The organism is Ligilactobacillus equi DSM 15833 = JCM 10991 (genome assembly GCF_000615765.1).
In the GTDB taxonomy this organism is placed as follows: Bacteria; Bacillota; Bacilli; order Lactobacillales; family Lactobacillaceae; genus Ligilactobacillus; species Ligilactobacillus equi.
The window spans coordinates 1-19,012 of record NZ_BAMI01000038.1; the positions used below are offsets into that span (position 1 = coordinate 1).

Here is a 19,012-nt window from a genome sequence, read left to right on the forward strand (position 1 = left end):
TAGGGTGGATCAAAAGGGCTTACCTAAAAGTAAACGATATGGGATTGGTGAGCTTCTGAGAATGGTTGACTTAAAGCGCGCAACTTACTACGATGAACGTAAGCGCATTGCCAACAAACTTGACAAGTACGCAGATATCAAGATAATAATCAAGGAAATTGGTAAGGTGGCTCAAAATCTACTGAATCAAACATTTGATGCCACTATTCCCTACACCGTCCTTCATACTGACGTTTCACAGATACGTTTAGGCAGTTCTACTTGGACCTATATGTCAATCATCTTGGACCAGGCTCTAAAGAGGTTTTAGCTGCTTCTATCAGCCAAAGTCCAAATAAACTGCTGATTATGGACACGTTAAAACAACTTGAAGACAAACTTCCTGAAGGTGTTAATCCCATTATTCACTCTGACCAAGGTTGGTACTATCAATTGGACTACTATCGTGAAAAGAGTGATTCATTGGGTTCAATCCAAAGTATGTCCCGCAAGGGAAATTGTTTAGATAATGCCCCTATGGAGAGTTTTTTCCACCTTCTCAAAATCGAATCGCTACCTGAAATCAAGAGCTGTAAGGACATAGCCGAGTTCACATGGCTCTTCAGAAAGTACATCAATTGGTATAATAACGACCAAATTTCGAACAAAACAAAAATATGAGCCCAGTTGATTACCGGATTCATGTCTTAGCTACTTAAAATATATTTTGTTTTTGTCTAACTTTTTTGTTGCACTTCACTATCCCTCCATGGGGTTTAACCCATGGAGGGATAGCCCCGTGGTCATTGAATTTACAAAGCTTAAAAGAACAAAAGGTCCACTGCCAAAAAGAGCGGTGGACCTTATTTAAAATTAAATTTTTTGAGTAGATTTTCTGAGAATTAATTTTGGTTCGTATTTTTTAGAACTAAACTCTCCGTTGTTAATTAAAGCTAGAATACCTTTACCTGCTGCTTGTCCAATATTACGTGTTGGATAAGCAATAGTAGTTAATGGTGGTGTTAAATATTGTGCCATAGCGTAATTGTCAAAGCCAACAATGGAAATATCATCTGGTATATGATAACCATTTTTTTTGAGATAGTCCGTGAGCCAAATTGCTAGTTGATCATTGTAACAAACGATAGCTGTTGGCGGAATGGGACTCTTAAGATAGATTTCGACTTTTTGGGCAATAATATTAAAATCATCGTGAGGACTGTACATTATCACATCACAATTAGAATTATCAATCTTTTTTTCTTGAAAAGCCTTCATAAAACCACGCATACGGTTGACGCCTTGTAAATCATTGGTTTGAAAAACTCCTAATATTTGTTGGTGACCCAACTCTAAAAGGTGTGACGTTAAGTGGTTTTCTCCTTGCAAGTCATTAATTGAAACACAAGGAAAATCAAGGGATTCATAGACAGCATTTAAGAAGACAATGGGTATTTCTTTCTTCTTAATAATGTTAAAAATATCCATATTAGGGCTGGTCAAAGAAGATTGGCTTGGCTCGATAATAATGCCAGCAACTTGTGAATCTAGCATATTAATTAAGCTTTGGCGTTCTCGAGTAGGATCATTATGAGTATTACTAAGTAGTAAAGAGTAGCCGTGTGCCGTCAAAATATTGTCAATCTCGTCAATAATTTGCGGAAATATGTAGGAAGCAATATGGGTGCAAATAATTCCAATGGTCTTATTACTAGTATTTTTAGTCCATTTCTTAGTAAGTGATTGGACAAACATACCGGATCCTTGGACACGATAGATTAAGTGTTCACGCTCAAGTTCTCCTAAAGCACGACGAATTGAATAGCGTGAAATTTTAAATTGTTCAATTAATTCATTTTCAGTGGGAAGCTTTTCTTCTGCCTGGTATTTTCCAAAGAGAATTTTATTTTTAATACTTTCCTTAACTTTTAGATAATCATTTTTCATAAAATATTCCCTCCGTGTAAATATTTCATTAATTAAATTCAACTATATTTTTGGCTGAAAGTCTAGTAGAAAATGATTTTTATTCGAATAACTTAAAGCTACAAATTGTTGATAAAAAAATAAATAAAATTTTCACAAATTATAATCATTGATTTGTAGATGTTTATATACAATTTTTTATTCGAATGAATTTTTTGTTATGTTGAATTATACGAACAAATATTATATGATGTGAATGTAAAAAGAAATCGTTTTCGTAAAGAAGGTGTTTTACTTGGATATTAAGAAAGCTTCTCAAATCATTCAAAATGGCAAAACTGCTTTAGGAATTGAACTAGGTTCAACCCAAGTTAAGGCGGTTTTGATTGGACCAGATTTTGAAGTTTTAGCTTCAGGGTCTAATGTTTGGGAAAATAAATATGAAAATCACATTTGGACATATAGCGAAGAAGATATTTGGAACGGTGTTCAAAAGAGTTACGCACAATTAGCTGCGCAAGTTTTTTCAAGTTACCATGTAAGTTTAGAAAAAGTTGGTTCTATCGGAATTAGTGCTATGATGCACGGCTATCTGGCTTTTGATAAAAATCAAAAACTTTTAACGCCATTTAGAACTTGGCGCAATAATATTACTAGACAGGCAGCTGAAGAATTAACGGAATTATTCAATTTCAACATACCTCAACGCTGGTCAATTGCTCATCTTTACCAAGCTATATTAAATGGTGAAGAACACGTAGCACAGATTGACTATTTAACCACTTTAGCAGGATATGTTCACTGGAAGTTAAGTGGTGAACGTGTCTTAGGTGTGGGGGATGCCTCCGGGATGTTCCCAATTGATAAACATAGAAATTATCGTCAAGATTTGTTAACTAAGTTTTCTAATCAGAAAAATGTAAAGGCTTACTCTTGGAAGATAGAAGATATTCTGCCAGAAGTTAAGGTTGCCGGTCAAATGGCTGGTAGCTTGACATCTGAAGGGGCTAAGTTACTTGATCCAACTGGTAACTTGCTAGCCGGTAGCCTAATGGCGCCACCGGAAGGTGATGCTGGTACTGGGATGATTTCTACTAATAGCGTGCGTAAGAAGACCGGTAACATTTCCGTGGGGACTTCCGCTTTTGCTATGGTGGTTTTAGAAAAAGAACTTCAAAGTGTGCACCGTGATATTGATGTGGTTACAACTCCAGATGGAGAAGCAGTTGCTATGGTTCACGCCAATAATTGTTCTTCTGATATCAATGCCTGGGCGGGTCTATTTAAAGAATTTGCGGGTCGCTTAGGAATCAATGTTTCAGGAGACACACTTTATGAAACGCTCTTCTTAGATGCGCTTAAGTCACAACCGGATGCGGGGGGGTTGGTCAACTACAGCTACCTTTCTGGGGAGAATATTACTGATGTTCAAGCTGGACGACCATTGTTCGTAAGAACACCAAATAGTCACTTTACCTTGGCTAACTTCATGGTTTCTCAATTATATGCAGCATTTGCACCACTACAAATTGGGATGGAAACTTTGATCAAAGAAGAAGGTATCCAAACTGAAGTGATGATTGCTCAAGGTGGCCTGTTCAAAACACCAGTTGTAGGTCAACAAGTCTTAGCGAACGCCTTAAATGTACCAATTACAATCATGAATAATGCCAGTGTTGGTGGACCATGGGGAATGGCGGTCTTAGCGCTTTACCTCACTGATAAGAATGAGTTAAGCTTACCAGATTACTTAGATACCAGGGTCTTTACTCAAAGCGAAAGTATGACCTTGGCCCCTGAAGAAGCTGGGGTGGCAGGTTACCGTATCTTTATTGAAAATTACCAGGCTGGGTTAGAAGTTGAACGTTTGGCCGAAAAAATTAATTACGAAGGGTGAGAAGATGTTAGAAAATTTAAAAAAAGAAGTCTACGAGGCCAATATGATGTTGCCTAAGTTAGACTTAGTTACCTTTACTTGGGGAAACGTTTCCGGGATTGACCGTGAAAAAGGTCTCTTCGTTATTAAGCCATCTGGGGTTGATTACGAAGACTTAAAACCAGAAGATCTCGTAGTGGTAAATCTAAAGGGAGAAGTTGTTGAAGGAGATTATAATCCTTCTTCTGATACACCAACGCATACTTACCTTTACAATCATTTTCCTAGGATTGGGGGGATTGTGCACACCCACTCACCATGGGCGGTTTCCTTTGCTGCAGCCAAAATGGATATTCCAGCGATGAATACTACCCATGCTGATACCTTCTATACCGACATTCCGGCAGCTGATGCCTTAACTAAGGAAGAAATCGAAGAAGATTATGAAGGTAATACAGGTAAAACTATTGTGAGAACCTTTGAAAAGCGGGGCTTGGATTATGAAGCAACGCCAGGGACTTTGGTTTCCCAACATGGTCCCTTTACTTGGGGAGCTACCCCAGCCAAGGCGGTCTACAATGCGAAAGTATTGGAAGTTGTTGCAGAGGAAGATTTTCACACGATGCAAATGACCATGGCAGATTCAACTTTACCACAGTTTTTATTAGACAAGCACTACTTCCGTAAGCACGGAGCTAATGCATACTATGGACAAAATAACGCTAAATCACAAAGTCATGCCAAGCATGAAGAAAATTAGGAGGAATTTAAGATGTTAAAGATTCAAGATTACGAATTTTGGTTTGTTGCAGGAAGTCAATTTTTATACGGGGAAGAACAACTCCGTAATGTAGCTAATGATACTGAAAAAATTGTAGCATCCTTAAATGAAAGCGGTAAATTACCATATAAGGTTGTTTTCAAAGGTGTTATGAAGACTGCTGAAGAAATTACTGCTTTCATGAAAGAAGCTAACTATCGCGATGAAGTTGCTGGGGTAATGACTTGGATGCACACTTTCTCACCCGCTAAAAATTGGATTCGTGGGACTAAATTACTCCAAAAGCCATTACTTCACTTGGCAACCCAATTTTTAAACAACATTCCTTACGATACCATTGATTTTGATTACATGAACTTGAATCAATCAGCTCACGGTGACCGTGAATATGGTTACATCAATGCGCGTTTGAAGAAGAATAATAAGGTTGTTTACGGTCACTGGGCAGATGAAGAAGTACAAGCAGAAATTGCTAGCTGGGAAAATGTTGCCGTAGCCTACAATGAATCATTTAAGGTAAAGGTAGCTCGTTTTGGTGACAACATGCGTAATGTAGCCGTGACTGAAGGCGACAAGGTTGAAGCACAAATCAAGTTAGGTTGGACAGTTGATTACTACGGAATTGGTGACTTAGTTGAAGAAATTAATAAAGTAACTGATGAAGAAGTACAAGCTGAGTACGATGATTTAGCAAGTCGTTACGAATTAGTTCAAGGTAACAACAGTGAAGAACACTACCAACACTCAGTACGGGAACAATTGAAGCAATACATTGCTTTGAAACGTTTCTTAGACCGTGGTAACTACACTGCCTTTACTTCAAACTTCGAAGATCTTTGGGGCATGGATCAATTACCAGGTTTAGCTGCTCAATTGTTAATGCGTGATGGTTATGGATTTGCTGGTGAAGGTGACTGGAAGACAGCTGCCCTTGACCGTGTGCTTAAAATCATGACCCACAACAAACAAACTGTCTTCATGGAAGACTACACATTAGATTTACGTCCAGGTCATGAAGCTATCTTAGGTTCACACATGCTTGAAGTTGATCCAACCATTGCTTCTGATAAACCACGGGTTGAAGTTCACCCATTGGATATTGGTGGTAAGACTGACCCAGCACGTTTGGTCTTCTCTGGCTCAGAAGGCGACGGAATTGACGTTACTCTTTCTGACTTCCGTGATGGCTTCAAGTTCATCTCATACGAAGTTGAAGGTCACAAGCCAGAAAAAGAAACACCATACTTACCAGTTGCTAAACAAATGTGGACACCTAAGGCGGGATTGAAGAAAGGCTCCGTTGCATGGATTCAAAATGGTGGTGGTCACCACACTGTCTTCTCATTAGCTGCAACAAATGAACAAATTGCCGATTTGGCAAAGATGTACGACATTGAATTAGTTGAAATTGACTAAATTATTATAATTGGAGGAATTATTTATGAGTAAAGAATTAAGCTACACTGCCCCCCTAATTATTCAACGTGCCGATCCATTTATTTACAAGCACACTGATGGTTACTACTACTTTACAGCATCAGTACCAGCTTACAATCGAATTGAAATCCGAAAGGCTCGTACCTTAGAAGGTTTAGCACATGCTGCACCAAGGACAGTTTGGAGAAAGCATGAATCAGGTACTGGTGAAATGAGCGAATTAATCTGGGCACCAGAACTTCACTATATTAAAGGTAAGTGGTATGTTTACTTTGCCGCATCACACACCACAGAATTTGACGAAAATGGAATGTTCCAACATCGTATGTTCTGCATTGAATGCGCAAACGAAGACCCTATGGCTGGTGAAGAATACTGGGAAGAAAAAGGTCGTGTTGTGACCCCTATGGATACGTTCTCTCTAGATGCCACCACGTTTGAACACAATGGTGATTTATACTACGTTTGGGCGCAAAAGGATAAAGAAATTAAGGGTAACTCTAATTTATACATCGCTAAGATGGAAAATCCTTGGACGATTTCAACGGAACCAGTCATGTTAACTAAACCAGAATATGACTGGGAAACCAAAATTTTTTGGGTAAATGAAGGTCCCGCAGTTCTCCATCGGAATGGTCGTTTCTTCTTAACTTACTCAGCCAGTGCCACTGATGAAAATTACGCGATGGGAATGTTAACCGTGCGTGATGATGTTGACCTATTAGATGCATCTAACTGGGAAAAATCACCAACTCCAGTTTTCGAAAGTGATCTCGAACACAATCAATTTGGTCCTGGTCACAATTCCTTCACTGTGGCGGAAGATGGTGAAACTGATTTAATGGTTTACCACTGTCGTGATTATACAGAAATTAAAGGTGATCCTTTGTACGATCCTAACCGTCATACCTTAGTTAAACCGTTTACTTGGAATGAAGATGGTACCCCTAATTTTGGGAAGCCAATTCCTTACAGTTATGACTAAATGAGATTAATGGAGGAATTTAATTATGAAAAAGAATAATGAAACGAAACATTTTTGGGGTTTCCCTGTAACACACTTTTCTTACTTCTTTACTTGGGCAATAGTTTTTGGTTATTTAACACTCTGGCTAGAACAAGAAGCAGGTTTTAACGGAGTTCAAGCAGGTTTGGTGTTCTCCATGATGTCAGGAATTTCCCTAATTTTCCAACCTATTTTTGGGGTAATTTCAGATAGGTTAGTCATGAAGAAAACCCTGATTATCACAATCGCTGTAGGGATGATTTTAGTTGGACCATATTTCCAATGGGTATTTAAGCCACTACTAGCTATGGGACCTACAACAGTAGCCATTATAACAGGGATTTACATGAGTTTTATTTTAAACGGTGGGGTTTCTGTAGTTGAACAATATGTACAACGTGCTAGTTTGACAAATAACTTTGAATTCGGTCACTCGCGGATGGGAGGATCATTAGCGGGAGCAACTGCTGCGTTGGTTGGAGGTCGTCTCTTCTTATGGAACCCTAATTCAATTTTTTGGGCATGTACTACAGCGGCGATTTTACTTACATGTACTTTGATTTTTAGTGATAAAATCAATTTAGACAACTTGGCTGCTGCTGGTGGTGAAGATACTTCAAATAAATTGGATCTAAAGCAAATGAGTTCCATTTTTAAATTACGTAATTTTTGGATTTTATCATTGTTCTATATTGGTACTTCTGCAGTCTACGATGTATTTGATCAACAATTTATTATCTTTTTTAAATCATTTTTTGACAACGCTTCCCAAGGGACGATTGCTTATAGTTACATGACATCTAGCCAAACGGCTTTAGAGTTTTTATTAATGATTCCAATGCCATGGTTAATTAATAAAATTGGTTCACGTAACGGTTTGATTATCTACGGTGTTATTTTAGCAATTCGGATTTTAGGTTCTGCCTTAGTTCCGAACTTGACATTAATCGTCATCTTTAGACTTTTGGCAGGGTTAGAAATGCCAATCCTCCTGGTTTCAATTATGAAGTATATTGCCGGAGCTTTTGATTTACGGTTATATGCTACTGTTTATGCATTGTCATCTAACTTTGCTAAACAGTTATCGGTTTTCTTCTTTTCATCCTTTGCCGGTAAGATGTATGACCAAGTTGGTTTCCAACACACATACCTTATCTTAGGGATTATTGTAGCAGTGGTCACACTTATTTGTGCATTCACACTTGAAAAAGAAGATCCGATTAAGGCTGGTCAAGTGAAAGCATAGACAAATTAAGCCATAATATACTCCTAAAAAATGTAAAAATATATTTAACAATAAGACACAGTAACGAAAAGCCTGTCAGCCTAGTTAAGTAGTCAAGCTAGTGTAAGTAGGCTTTTTAAATAAAAATGTAAGCGTAAAGATTAAAGTCGTTCAAAGGAGCGGCTTTTTTCTATGCTCGTGAAATTTTTCTTTTGATTGGTATAATATTTGATGATTTCAACGGAAATCTGCTAATTTTAGGTTCAAGATTTAACATAAGCTTGTTGAGCGTGTTATACTTTTAAATAAAGATTATAAGGATAGAACAGATTTATCAAGAAAGTTTAGAAGAAAAACTTATTATGAATATTTCTCAAGAATTAAATCTAAGTTTACCTCAAGCAATGGATTTATATTACAATAGCCGTTTGGTAAATAAAATCCATTGGGGTAAGTATGGTATCCAGTATTTGGACTATCATGTTTTAACAGATTATTTACTTAAAAAATATGAGCAAGATCTCATTGAAAAGTATCATTCCGAAGAAGTTTAATTTTATCTTGCAAGCTTCAGAAGGGGATATTTTTAACTGTACGATAATATACTACACGAGATGACAGTTCTATCTGCCAATGGAGAGATAATTTCATCTTCGAAATCCAAGTTTGTATCGGCTGAGGTAGAAATTAAGCAAGTGACTTGCGGGTGTTATTTGGTCCTATTTATTATTATTATTTTTGCGTGTCTATATTACTTTTGGCGCCATTAAAAATTATGTTAAACTTAACAAATGGGGGTATCAAAATGCGACCTAGAAAAATTATTGCTAGTGATATGGATATGACTTTTTTGAAAAGCGATGGTTCTTATAATCAGGAACGTTTTACTAAGTTACTTGACCGCTTAGATGAAGCGCAAATCCGCTTTGCAGTGGCGAGTGGACGGTCTTACTGGATGGTGGAAGATATTTTTCAAAATATTTCAGCACGCATCGATTGTATTGCGGAAAATGGGGCTTATGTGCGGGCACAAGGTCAAGAAATTGCCAAACAGTTGCTCACAGTCCAACAAATTCGGGATTTTGAGGAATTTTTCTTATCGCGCAGTAAGAACTACTTTATCTTAATTTCAAGTGCCAAGCAAATGTACTATATTGGTGATCTTCAGGAACAAGCTAATCAAGGTTTGATGCCAGCTGATTGGGTGAAATTGTTCAGTCCGGGCATTAAGGTTGCAAGTTTTGACCAAGTGGCCAATCAAGACGAATTTATTAAGGTAACAGCCATGGTTCCTGAAGCAGAAGTAGATAGCTTGATTGCTGAATATAACCAAAGTCACGGAGATGACTTGCGTGCAGTTCAGGGCGGTCATGGAGCCATTGATTTTGTGCATGGTGACTGCCATAAAGCTTGGGGGCTAGAACAGCTCTTACAACACTATCATTTAAATAAAGAGGACTTGATTGTTTTCGGCGATAATCTTAATGACTTGGAAATGATGCAAGCCGCGGGGACTTCTTATGCAGTGGCGAATGCTAAAGAGCCAATTAAAGCAGTGGCAACCAAGATGGTACCAAGTAATGATGACGAAGGTGTTCTAGCTGCAATCGAAGGAATATTGGCAGAAATATAGGCTGATTTGAAAATATAGAGTTGCGCAGAGCACAAAACACCAGTGTTAAGGGGTTAATCGGTTGATTAGCTCTTTTTTGCTATAAAAATTTTGTGAAGCTGAGAGGGGACTAGCGTAAAAGTTAGTCCTTTTTACGAAAAAAAATCCCCGCCCGGCTGGACGAGGAGTGCAATATTTTGTGACATTGTACTGTATTATTATGTTACAGAGTTATGGTCTTTGCTTACATATCGCATAGTAAACCTGAGTCCACCGTAGAGAGTTTACTTAAAACCTAAGTTGTACTTTTTCATGAGTTGACTTGTTGATATCAATACATTTTAAACATTGAATATTTGAGTTGACAAGTTAGATAAAAAAGTTCAATAATTGAGAAGGCTAAATTAATAAATGTAAATCTGCCATATATGAATATGGCTTTCTAATTAATTAAACCACCATTTTGAAAAAGAAATGCGCAAATCCTTGTATTAATTTTGCAAGCGCATACACATATAATAAAACCGTAAAGAAAAATAAGAAAACATGAGGTGTTTTATTATGAGTGAAAAATGGTTAGATATTGCTGGTCGCGTGTACATTGTTACTGGTGGTTCATCTGGAATCGGAAAAGCTATCGTGACAGAACTCTTAAACAATGATGCTGTTGTTTACAATGCGGATTTAAATGAAGGCGATCTCAAACATGTAAACCTCCACTTCGTAAAGACCAACGTTGCCAGCCATGAAGAAGTTAACGCCATGGTTGATCAAGTGGTGGCTAATGAAGGAAAGATTGACGGGGTTGTGAACAACGCCGGAATTAATTTGCCACGGTTATTAGTGGATGCTCAAGCTGACCAAAGCAAGTATGAGTTTACCGAAGCGGACTTTGATAAGATGTTTGCCGTCAACGTGAAGAGTGTTTTCTTAGTTTCTCAAGCTGCCGTACGTCAAATGGCCAAGCAAAAGTACGGGGTTGTGGTTAACATGTCTTCTGAAGCCGGTCTTGAAGGTTCTCAAGGACAAAGTGTTTATTCTGCTACTAAGGCTTCTATTAATGGATTTACCCGCTCTTGGGCTAAGGAACTAGGGGAACACAATATTCGTGTTGTTGGTGTGGCTCCTGGGATTATGGAAGCCACAGGTTTACGGACTTTATCATACGAAGAGGCTTTGGCCTACACGCGTCATAAGACGGTTGATGACATTCGTGCCGGTTACAAGAGTACTTCAACTACGCCATTGGGTCGTAGTGGTAAATTATCTGAGGTTGCCGATGCTGTGACATATCTCTTATCAGATAAAGCCAGCTATATTACTGGGGTTACGATTAACGTTGCCGGAGGTAAATCTCGCGGCTAGAAGGAGATGAGCTGATTGGACAGACAAAATTATGAAATCCTGCGGTATTTTCTTATCAATGATACATTAACATACGGCAAGTTACAGACCCAATTTAGCCTGTCTCATGGAACTATCAGTAAAAATATTCAAGCTTTAAATGCTGAGTTGACCGGCATTGCACAAATCATCTTTCGCAACGGGGTTTTCTTTATCGAAATCGAAGATTATGAAAAGCTGACTAGCATTCAAACTTCCTTTTTGAAAGAGGACCTTGATTATAATGATCCGGTCAAGCGCCAAGCTTTAATTCTCAAGGAACTTTACCGAAAACATGATGAATATGTGATTTTAGATGATTTAGCAGAAAAATTCTTAAGCAGTCGTGGGACAATTAACAAGGATATTCAGGCTCTTAGGTCCGAATTGAACTATTTCGGGGCGGAAATTCAAACAAAAACTAACCGGGGCGTAAAACTTTTTGTTCCTCAAGACTACAAATATGCGGTAATTTTTAAGAGTTTGGTCGCCCGTTACTGTGAGCTGCCTCAATTATCTGCTCAAGAAGGACTTGAGTTAGAAGAAATTTTGGCTACATTTGGAGTGACTGAGGAAGTTACCCGTCAGTTCAAAACGAATCTCTTAATTGTTCTTTGGTTGCGTCAGCAAGGCATCATCATGCAAGCACCAGTGCCACATTACTATTTCTTATTGAAAGAAAGTAGTTGTCAAGCATTGCAAACATACTTAGCTAACTTTTTTGAAAGCCCTTTAAATATAACGGAGTGGTTATTTATCACCAGTCCGATGAATATCTCCAAGTTAAGACAAACAGAAGAAAGTAAGCTTGAGGAGGCCGTTGCGGAATTATCTCAGTTGGGTCAAGGATTAATCCCAGCTTTGAAGAAAAAAATTGACGTTAATTTAGATTTCTGCCATTTTTTTATGGAAATCAAGTATCATTTGGTTTTCTTAGTTAATCGTGCAGCCTTTGATATCAAATCTAACGAATTTATTTCAGATGAAATTTTAACGATGTATCCGTTGGCCTTGGAGTTGGCTAAAGAAATGGTAACCTTACTTAGTCAGAAACTAGCCGAAAATATTCGGGATCAAGAGATTGGTTATCTAACAGTTTATTTTCAGATGGAATTAGATGCCACGCCACAAAATAATTTGCACCGCTTTGCAGTGGTCAATATTGCTGGTTCTAGCATTAATAAATTTATTGCTAAACAAATCAAAGCACTTTTTGATGAAGAAGTGATTGTTGATACCTTTAGTTCTGAAGAAGAATTTAAAGCCAGCCAAGCCAAGTACCTATTAACTTTTACCAACGATTATTTTAAAGATGATCAGTTAAATAGGAAAGCACCAGTGGTTAAATTGGATACTGCCTTTAATAAAGGGAGCCTGCAGGAAAAAATGCGTATCTTGTTGGTGAATGAAGCAATTCAAGCGGGACTTTGTCAGTTTAGCGTTACTAAGTTTAAGACTAGTAAATCGTACCTAGATGAAGTGGCTAGTTTGATTGATCGAGAAATTGCGCAAGGTAACTTAACAGAAGAATTCAAAGAAAGTTGGCGCCAAAAGGAAGCTGAAAAGTCTAATATTTTCGGGGACGGTATTGCGATACCTCACTTAATTGACGACAGTGGTCACCATCGTATTTTAGTCAAAGCGGGAATTTTTGACAAAGCTGTGACTTATAAAAGTCGGAAGGTTAAAGTGGTCTTTCTCGTGGCCATTCCTAAAGAACTCGATGATAATTTAACGCGGACCTTATCCAATGTTTATGATGCGATTAATACTATGGCAGCCAATGCTAATATGCTTAGCAATTTGAAAAATTATGATGATAACCGTGGATTTATACAGATTATGGAGGCGATATAAAATGATGATTTATTTTGGCTTAATGCTGGTAGGAGCCTTCTTATTACAGGGGTTATTCGGACTTCGACAAATTAAGGACTTCTCCACGACCTTTCACCGTTTACGCCTGCAAGCTCCGGTAGCAATCGGTAAAAATCCCAAGAAAGTTCGTTCCGGGACTTTGATGTTATTAGCAGTCAACGCTGAAGGTACAATTTTAGAAGCGCAAATGATGAAAGGTGTGACAGTCTTTGCTAAATTCAAAGAAATTAAAAGTTTACGTAACCAAAATATTGCGGAATTGGCAGCTGACCACGAATTTTTGAGAAAATTCGACAAATTAACCGTGTGTGCTTCCTTGATGCTTACAAGGCCTATATTAATTACCGGACGAAAGAAATGAGCCAAGCAGACTTTGACGACAGCATTAAGATTTGGTCCCTACCAATGGTTGAAAAGGCCAAGTCTGTCTACTATCGGTTTAGAACTAGAAAAATGAAAGAAGGTAACTAAAATGAAATTTGTTACAGAATTCGCCTCAGACTTTATGGGGCTTTTCCAAAGCGGGGGTAAAACCTTCGTAGGTTGGATGACTACTATTATCCCAACAGTTTTACTTTTGTTAGTTTTAATGAATGCTATTATTGCCTTTGTTGGGGATAAAAAAATATCTAAGCTGGCCCGGGCTTCCTCTAAGAACCTGTGACCCGTTATTTAATCTTACCTTTTGTATCCGCTTTTATGCTAGGAAATCCAATGGCACACTCTATGGGTAAATTCTTACCTGAATACTACAAGCCAAGTTGGTACGCCTCTATCGCTCAATTCTGTCACACTAGTAATGGGGTTTTCCCCCACATTAATCCCTCGGAATACTTTATTTGGTTAGGGATTGCGCAAGGGGTGCAAAAGTTAGGTTTCAACACCATGGATTTGGCTATCCGCTACATGTTAGTCGGTTTGCTAATGAATTTCATTGGTGGTTGGATTACCGACTTCACCACCGCATACGTCTGCAAGCAACAAGGGGTTACCCTTTCTAAAGAAGTAGAAATGTAATAAGATTGAAGAAATGAGGCAACGATTATGACAAAGAAATATCATAGTATTCGTGTTGTAAAAGGTACTGGGGGCTGGGGTGGACCTATCACCATTACTCCAACAGAAGAAAAGCACAAATTTATTTATGTAACAGGTGGCAACAAGCCAGATATTGTTGATAAAATTGCGCAATTAACAGGAATGGAGGCCGTAGATGGTTTCAAAACTTCTATTCCAGATGAGGAAACAGCTCTCGCTATTGTGGATTGTGGGGGGACCTTACGGTGTGGAATTTACCCTAAGAAAGGTATCAAGACTATCAATGTTCTACCAACTGGTAAGAGTGGTCCTTTAGCTCAATTTATCAAAGAAGATATCTATGTTTCTAAAGTTGGTTTGGATCAAATTGAATTGATTTCAGATGATGATGCTGTAACAGAAACTACTACGGTTGAAGCCGTCGCTAAAGAAGCAGCTGATGAAGGGATTGACACTACCAAGACGTTGACCGCTCAACAAGAAAATCCTGGAATTTTAACCCGGATCGGGATTGGAGCTGGGAAGGTTGTGTCAACTTTTAACCAAGCCGCTAAGGATGCCGTACAAACCGTGATTAATACCATTATTCCTTTTATGGCCTTTGTTGCCCTCTTAATTGGGATTATCAATGGTTCCGGGATTGGGAAGGTCTTTGCCACGGCTATGAAACCTTTAGCAGGAAATGTTTGGGGTTTGATGGCTTTAGGATTTATTTGTTCTTTGCCATTCTTATCGCCACTTTTAGGACCCGGGGCCGTTATTGGTCAAATTATTGGGACTTTAATTGGGGTGGAAATCGGGAAAGGTAATATTCCACCACAATATGCTTTGCCAGCGCTCTTTGCCATCAACACCCAAAATGGTTGTGACTTTATTCCTGTAGGGTTAGGGTTAGCTGAAGCTGATTCCAAGACCGTTGAAGTAGGGGTGCCATCCGTACTCTACAGTCGCTTTATCAATGGGGTGCCACGGGTCTTCGTTGCTTGGTTAGCCAGCTTTGGTCTATACGGCAAATAAAATTCGGAGGTTAGTACTATGTCAGAAATTTTTAAAACAGAAGTTGTGGAAATCGGGGCGGATACCCCGGAATTTAAGGAAATTGCCATGGCAATTCTTTTCGGAAACCAAGCCCCAGATGCCCTGCGTTCCTCATGCTTTATTATCAATGTTGAGCCAGTCAGCGCCGAAATTAAGAAGGGGATGAAAGTTCACTTTGATGACAAAGAATACACGATTACGGCGGTTGGTGGTGAAGTGCAAACGAACTTGACTAACCTTGGGCACATTGCCATATCCTTCACAGGTTTGACGGAACCAGAATTACCAGGAACTCTTTACGTCTCTGAAGGTGACTATCCAGAATTCAAGGTCGGCACTACTATTTCAATTACAGATTAACACAAAAAGTGAAGCTTCCTTTGCGGGAGCTTCACTTTTTAGTAACCAAGATAAAAGAGGGAATCAGGGTCTTGGATGGCGTTAATATACTCGGAAAAAAGAGGTAAGGTGTAGTCAACGGTACCGTGACCAGTTGGTCTAATTAAGCGTCGTTCCAACGCACGACGACGATATTGTGAAACAAAAACCTTGTCTTTGTTCATAATCCGACACACTTCTTCAAGTTTCCTTTGTCCCTGAATGGCAATTAAGTATTGGCGATCTAGGTCGGAGAGACCTTCAAAAATTTTTTGGTAGGCATTTTCGAATAGGGTTAGTTGGAAAAGTTCTTTGACGGTTGCAAAGTTGGTTTCCTCGAGTTGTGGGTTGTTTTCAAAGCAGAGGTAACCTAGTAACTGAAATGCGTAAGAATAACCAGCTGTTAGTTGGGCCATTTGAGAGGCCAATTTAACTGAACAAGCAAAAACTTTTTGGTATGTTTGCACCATGGCCAGATTATCTAGGGGGGACATGAAGATTTTTTCTGAGCGTAGTAAAAAAGTTAGCTTCTTATTATTTTGTACGTTAAGCACTAATTCAGGTAGTCCTGTCATTAAGCAAAAGACAGGGAGTTGCTTGCGTTTTAGAGCGGCAAAAAGTTGGGAAAATCTTTGGATTGCCTTTGAGTCATCAACTTCGTCGATGGTAATGAGAACCTTCTTACCCTGGGATTTTAAGACGTTTAGGAGTTCTTCAATTAGGAGTTCTGGATTATCTGATTGATTGTCAGAAAACTTAAAAGAAAGGCCAGCAACGGATAGAGATTCAATTGTAGGAAAAATTTGATCAAACTTTGAATTACTTGCATAATAAAGTTTACTAGAAAAATTTTCGATAATATTTTCGTTATTAAGTAAGTCAATGTGGACAAAGTTTTGTTCTGTGCTAAGTAGAGAAGCGACCTTAGTCATATAAACAGTTTTACCTGAGCCACGGACACCGGTGATGAAAAAGGAGCGGGCAAATTTACTTTGCTCAATTAAAGTAGTGATTTCATGCGGACTAGTTTCTGCTTGAAGAAAAAGTTCGGGAATGTCACCAAAAGTTGGATTGAATGGATTTTCTGTTAACATAATCATCCTCCTTATTTTAAACTCTTTTAAACTTTAATTTTAATTTTAAACTATTTTAAACTTAAGTGCAACCAAATGAAGTTAATTTATGGAAAACGCTTTTAAAATTATATAAAATATCTTAAGATATATGTATAAGAATAATTTAGAAGTTGGTAACCATGGAAAAAGTACAATATGATGTCTTGGTTATTGGGGCTAGTAATGCTGGAGGAATGGCCGCGGCTACAGCTGCTGAAAAAGGAGCTAAAGTTTAGTGATTGATAAATCACGCAATACAAACTTTCTTTACCGAGAAACAATTGCCTCGATTCACAGTAAAGTTCAGAAGGAGGCGGGAGTTGAAATTGATAAGAATGAGTTGGTAAATTATCTTTCTACTTTTGCACAAGGTAATGTGGATGAACGCCTTTTGAACACCTGGGCGGATCATTCTTCTGAAACAGTCGACTGGATTGATGAGAAGGTCCTACGTCCTCATGGTGCTTATATGCAAGCGACTGCTGATGCATATTATGAAACAGAGCGTAACCGTGCTTTTTCAACCGGAAATGAAGTTACGGCAGAACACGGTCAGTATTGGCATATGGGTTATGGTGCTAACCAAGCTCTTATGCAGAAGTGGAATCCTTGGGGCTTAAAAACTAATGTCTACAATGACAGCCACCGCGACGATGGTTCTGGAATTTTAGCTGCTTTGGAAATTGGTGCAGCTAAAGATGAGGAACCGGCATCAATAGTTTTTAACCGAGGAGCGGTACCGGTTGGAACTAATGCCAAAGACTTTTACGAAACAAGTTTAACGCCACCAGATTATCCTGGTTACTTGTGGCTAGCATTTTATCCAATGTTAAAAGTTAACTTGGAAGGGGAATGTTTCTTTAATGAGAGTGCTCCTTACCAGTTCCAAATGAATGCAGCGGCTAAGCAACCAGGCTACTTGAGTGCCATGATTTGGACAGAAGCCACGATGACAGATGAAAGCTTGGGATAATACCACACTTTAGGTTGTTCGCGCTTAGGTTTCCCTGGGATTTTTAATGGTGACCAAGCGCGTGAAGGTGTGCAGCAACGTTTGGAAGAAGGTTTAGTTCAAAAAGCCGATACAAGTTGAAGAACTTGCTCAAAAACTCGGCCTACCAGTAGCTAATTTACAAGCGAGTGTTGCACGTTATAATGAAATGGTAGCTTCCCAGCAAGATACCGATTTTGGGAAGGAAAGTTACCGTTTAGAACCTGTTGACCAAGCGCCATACTATGGAGCCATTGTTGGTGGTCGTTTGTTAGCGACTTTGGATGGTTTACGAGTTAACACCAAGATGCAAGTACTTAATGAACAAGGCAAAGTTATCGAAGGCCTTTATGCCGCAGGTAACTGTTCGGGTGGTTTCTTTTGGGGAGCTTATTCTGATCATGTGCCAGGTTTGACCGCTAGTCACGCTTTGACTTTCGGTCGCCTGGCTGGTCAATATGCAGTAGAATAAATAAAATAGTGAAGAAGGGTCAATGTAGTATGCATACGCTCTTGTTCACTATTTTTATGTTAAATTTTATAGTTTATTTTGGTAAGTGTCTATTAATTGCTCAATAAGGTCATCAGCGTAATCAATTAATTCTCGGGCTTTGATTTTAATAGCCTTCTTTCCTTTAAATCTATCAATACCCAAAATACTAGTATCAGTTGTTAATACAACAAAATCTGCTTCGTCGATTTCATTTTGAGTAAGTTCGGTTTCTATTCCAGAAAGGCCTTGTGTTTCAACTTTAACTTCAATGTTATGTTCAGAAGCAGCTGTTCTGAGTGCCTCGGCAGACATATAGGTGTGAGCTACACCACTTGGGCAAGATGTAACACCAACAATTTTCATAAAAATCACCTTCCATAATATTATTCTATAATTTCGATTTTAAATTGATGTCTTTTGCTATGCTTATTTTTAATATTTTTATGCTTTTCATAGTCATTATTTGTTAAGCCAATAATGATAATGATAGTTAAAACACCAAACATAATTGAAATTAAGTATTCGAGTTTATTTTCAATAACAGGTAAAACGATTATTCCACCCCATGGAGCATAATTAATGACATTAAGAAGTGAGGCTGTTATCCCAGAAACTGCTGCACCTAATGTAGAAGTGGTAATAATAAGTATGGGATTGCAGGCGATAAAAGGAATTGCTCCTTCGGTAATACCACAAAATCCCATTAAGATTGCAGCTACACCGATCTTCTTTTCAGTAGATGGAAATTTATTTTTGAAAATTATTGAACTAATACCTATACCAATGGGTGGGACAGCTGTAGCAGTTCCCATAATTCCTGTCAAAAATGGGTGGGTGCTAATTTGAGATTGACAAA

18 protein-coding genes and 3 pseudogenes are annotated in these 19,012 nt (G+C 38.4%); 17 read left to right on the forward strand and 4 right to left on the reverse strand.

The features are described from left to right. Nucleotides 1–310: pseudogene (locus tag JCM10991_RS15195) on the forward strand (hypothetical protein); the annotation flags it as partial. 38 nt (nt 311–348) lie between these two features. Then, entirely contained in the window at nt 349–660 is a 312-nt protein-coding gene (locus tag JCM10991_RS15200) for an IS3 family transposase (protein WP_225349950.1), read from the forward strand. Between the two features lie 192 nt (nt 661–852). Here JCM10991_RS15200 and JCM10991_RS08250 read toward each other — a convergent pair whose 3' ends face one another. Next, nucleotides 853–1,926 (reverse strand): GntR family transcriptional regulator, encoded by a 1,074-nt coding sequence (locus JCM10991_RS08250; protein ID WP_025021131.1) that lies wholly within the window; start codon nt 1,924–1,926, stop codon nt 853–855. A 274-nt stretch (nt 1,927–2,200) separates the two neighbouring features. Between JCM10991_RS08250 and JCM10991_RS08255 the strand changes: the two genes are divergently transcribed. From JCM10991_RS08255 to JCM10991_RS08315, 13 genes and pseudogenes are all read left to right on the forward strand, one after another. Further along, nucleotides 2,201–3,802: a xylulokinase gene (locus tag JCM10991_RS08255; protein ID WP_025021132.1), complete on the forward strand. Its 1,602-nt coding sequence runs from the start codon at nt 2,201–2,203 to the stop codon at nt 3,800–3,802. Between the two features lie 4 nt (nt 3,803–3,806). Next, entirely contained in the window at nt 3,807–4,541 is a 735-nt protein-coding gene (locus JCM10991_RS08260) for an L-ribulose-5-phosphate 4-epimerase (protein ID WP_025021133.1), read from the forward strand. A 12-nt stretch (nt 4,542–4,553) separates the two neighbouring features. After that, entirely contained in the window at nt 4,554–5,978 is a 1,425-nt protein-coding gene (araA, locus tag JCM10991_RS08265) for an L-arabinose isomerase (RefSeq protein WP_025021134.1), read from the forward strand. Nucleotides 5,979–6,003: 25 nt separating this feature from the next. Beyond that, nucleotides 6,004–6,984 carry a glycoside hydrolase family 43 protein gene (locus JCM10991_RS08270; RefSeq protein ID WP_025021135.1) on the forward strand — a complete coding sequence of 327 codons (981 nt, stop codon included), beginning with the start codon at nt 6,004–6,006 and terminating at the stop codon, nt 6,982–6,984. A 25-nt stretch (nt 6,985–7,009) separates the two neighbouring features. Further along, complete coding sequence (locus JCM10991_RS08275) at nt 7,010–8,251, forward strand: oligosaccharide MFS transporter (protein ID WP_025021136.1); 1,242 nt, start codon at nt 7,010–7,012, stop codon at nt 8,249–8,251. 341 nt (nt 8,252–8,592) lie between these two features. Next, a complete protein-coding gene (locus JCM10991_RS13340; RefSeq protein ID WP_025021137.1) occupies nt 8,593–8,784 on the forward strand; it encodes a hypothetical protein in 192 nt (63 codons plus the stop codon). A 251-nt stretch (nt 8,785–9,035) separates the two neighbouring features. Further along, the gene (locus JCM10991_RS08285; protein ID WP_025021138.1) at nt 9,036–9,863 is read left to right on the forward strand and encodes a Cof-type HAD-IIB family hydrolase; all 828 of its coding nucleotides are present in this window, start codon (nt 9,036–9,038) and stop codon (nt 9,861–9,863) included. 540 nt (nt 9,864–10,403) lie between these two features. Next, the gene (locus JCM10991_RS08290) at nt 10,404–11,207 is read left to right on the forward strand and encodes an SDR family oxidoreductase (RefSeq protein WP_025021139.1); all 804 of its coding nucleotides are present in this window, start codon (nt 10,404–10,406) and stop codon (nt 11,205–11,207) included. 15 nt (nt 11,208–11,222) lie between these two features. Continuing rightward, nucleotides 11,223–13,082 (forward strand): BglG family transcription antiterminator, encoded by a 1,860-nt coding sequence (locus JCM10991_RS08295; RefSeq protein WP_025021140.1) that lies wholly within the window; start codon nt 11,223–11,225, stop codon nt 13,080–13,082. A gap of 1 nt (nt 13,083) precedes the next feature. Beyond that, nucleotides 13,084–13,464: a transcriptional regulator GutM gene (locus JCM10991_RS13345; RefSeq protein ID WP_225349951.1), complete on the forward strand. Its 381-nt coding sequence runs from the start codon at nt 13,084–13,086 to the stop codon at nt 13,462–13,464. Nucleotides 13,465–13,575: 111 nt separating this feature from the next. Continuing rightward, nucleotides 13,576–14,120 (forward strand): annotated as a pseudogene (srlA, locus tag JCM10991_RS13350) (PTS glucitol/sorbitol transporter subunit IIC). 27 nt (nt 14,121–14,147) lie between these two features. Beyond that, nucleotides 14,148–15,158 (forward strand): PTS glucitol/sorbitol transporter subunit IIB, encoded by a 1,011-nt coding sequence (gene srlE / locus JCM10991_RS08310; RefSeq protein ID WP_025021141.1) that lies wholly within the window; start codon nt 14,148–14,150, stop codon nt 15,156–15,158. 18 nt (nt 15,159–15,176) lie between these two features. Then, a complete protein-coding gene (locus JCM10991_RS08315; protein WP_025021142.1) occupies nt 15,177–15,539 on the forward strand; it encodes a PTS glucitol/sorbitol transporter subunit IIA in 363 nt (120 codons plus the stop codon). Nucleotides 15,540–15,577: 38 nt separating this feature from the next. Here JCM10991_RS08315 and JCM10991_RS08320 read toward each other — a convergent pair whose 3' ends face one another. Further along, the gene (locus JCM10991_RS08320) at nt 15,578–16,651 is read right to left on the reverse strand and encodes a DUF8462 domain-containing protein (RefSeq protein WP_025021143.1); all 1,074 of its coding nucleotides are present in this window, start codon (nt 16,649–16,651) and stop codon (nt 15,578–15,580) included. 256 nt (nt 16,652–16,907) lie between these two features. Between JCM10991_RS08320 and JCM10991_RS15570 the strand changes: the two genes are divergently transcribed. Together JCM10991_RS15570 and JCM10991_RS15575 are read left to right on the forward strand one after the other, a co-directional pair. Continuing rightward, nucleotides 16,908–17,645: a hypothetical protein gene (locus JCM10991_RS15570; RefSeq protein ID WP_051527992.1), complete on the forward strand. Its 738-nt coding sequence runs from the start codon at nt 16,908–16,910 to the stop codon at nt 17,643–17,645. Nucleotides 17,646–17,754: 109 nt separating this feature from the next. Beyond that, on the forward strand, nt 17,755–18,135 hold the full coding sequence (locus tag JCM10991_RS15575) for an FAD-binding protein (protein WP_191978943.1): 381 nt from the start codon (nt 17,755–17,757) through the stop codon (nt 18,133–18,135). Nucleotides 18,136–18,201: 66 nt separating this feature from the next. On the opposite strand, the gene JCM10991_RS08330 is transcribed toward JCM10991_RS15575, so the two are convergent. Both JCM10991_RS08330 and JCM10991_RS15400 read right to left on the reverse strand, forming a co-directional pair. Continuing rightward, the gene (locus JCM10991_RS08330; RefSeq protein WP_025021144.1) at nt 18,202–18,519 is read right to left on the reverse strand and encodes a PTS fructose transporter subunit IIB; all 318 of its coding nucleotides are present in this window, start codon (nt 18,517–18,519) and stop codon (nt 18,202–18,204) included. A gap of 20 nt (nt 18,520–18,539) precedes the next feature. Beyond that, a pseudogene (locus JCM10991_RS15400) lies at nt 18,540–19,012 on the reverse strand (PTS fructose transporter subunit IIC); the annotation flags it as partial.

Coding starts and splice junctions, on each gene's coding strand:
- JCM10991_RS15200 (WP_225349950.1), top strand. CDS start 349: ATGGACACGTTAAAACAACTTGAAGACAAACTTCCTGAAGGTGTTAAT.
- JCM10991_RS08250 (WP_025021131.1), bottom strand. CDS start 1,926: ATGAAAAATGATTATCTAAAAGTTAAGGAAAGTATTAAAAATAAAATT.
- JCM10991_RS08260 (WP_025021133.1), top strand. CDS start 3,807: ATGTTAGAAAATTTAAAAAAAGAAGTCTACGAGGCCAATATGATGTTG.
- araA (WP_025021134.1), top strand. CDS start 4,554: ATGTTAAAGATTCAAGATTACGAATTTTGGTTTGTTGCAGGAAGTCAA.
- JCM10991_RS08270 (WP_025021135.1), top strand. CDS start 6,004: ATGAGTAAAGAATTAAGCTACACTGCCCCCCTAATTATTCAACGTGCC.
- JCM10991_RS08275 (WP_025021136.1), top strand. CDS start 7,010: ATGAAAAAGAATAATGAAACGAAACATTTTTGGGGTTTCCCTGTAACA.
- JCM10991_RS13340 (WP_025021137.1), top strand. CDS start 8,593: ATGAATATTTCTCAAGAATTAAATCTAAGTTTACCTCAAGCAATGGAT.
- JCM10991_RS08285 (WP_025021138.1), top strand. CDS start 9,036: ATGCGACCTAGAAAAATTATTGCTAGTGATATGGATATGACTTTTTTG.
- JCM10991_RS08290 (WP_025021139.1), top strand. CDS start 10,404: ATGAGTGAAAAATGGTTAGATATTGCTGGTCGCGTGTACATTGTTACT.
- JCM10991_RS13345 (WP_225349951.1), top strand. CDS start 13,084: ATGATGATTTATTTTGGCTTAATGCTGGTAGGAGCCTTCTTATTACAG.
- srlE (WP_025021141.1), top strand. CDS start 14,148: ATGACAAAGAAATATCATAGTATTCGTGTTGTAAAAGGTACTGGGGGC.
- JCM10991_RS08315 (WP_025021142.1), top strand. CDS start 15,177: ATGTCAGAAATTTTTAAAACAGAAGTTGTGGAAATCGGGGCGGATACC.
- JCM10991_RS08320 (WP_025021143.1), bottom strand. CDS start 16,651: ATGTTAACAGAAAATCCATTCAATCCAACTTTTGGTGACATTCCCGAA.
- JCM10991_RS08330 (WP_025021144.1), bottom strand. CDS start 18,519: ATGAAAATTGTTGGTGTTACATCTTGCCCAAGTGGTGTAGCTCACACC.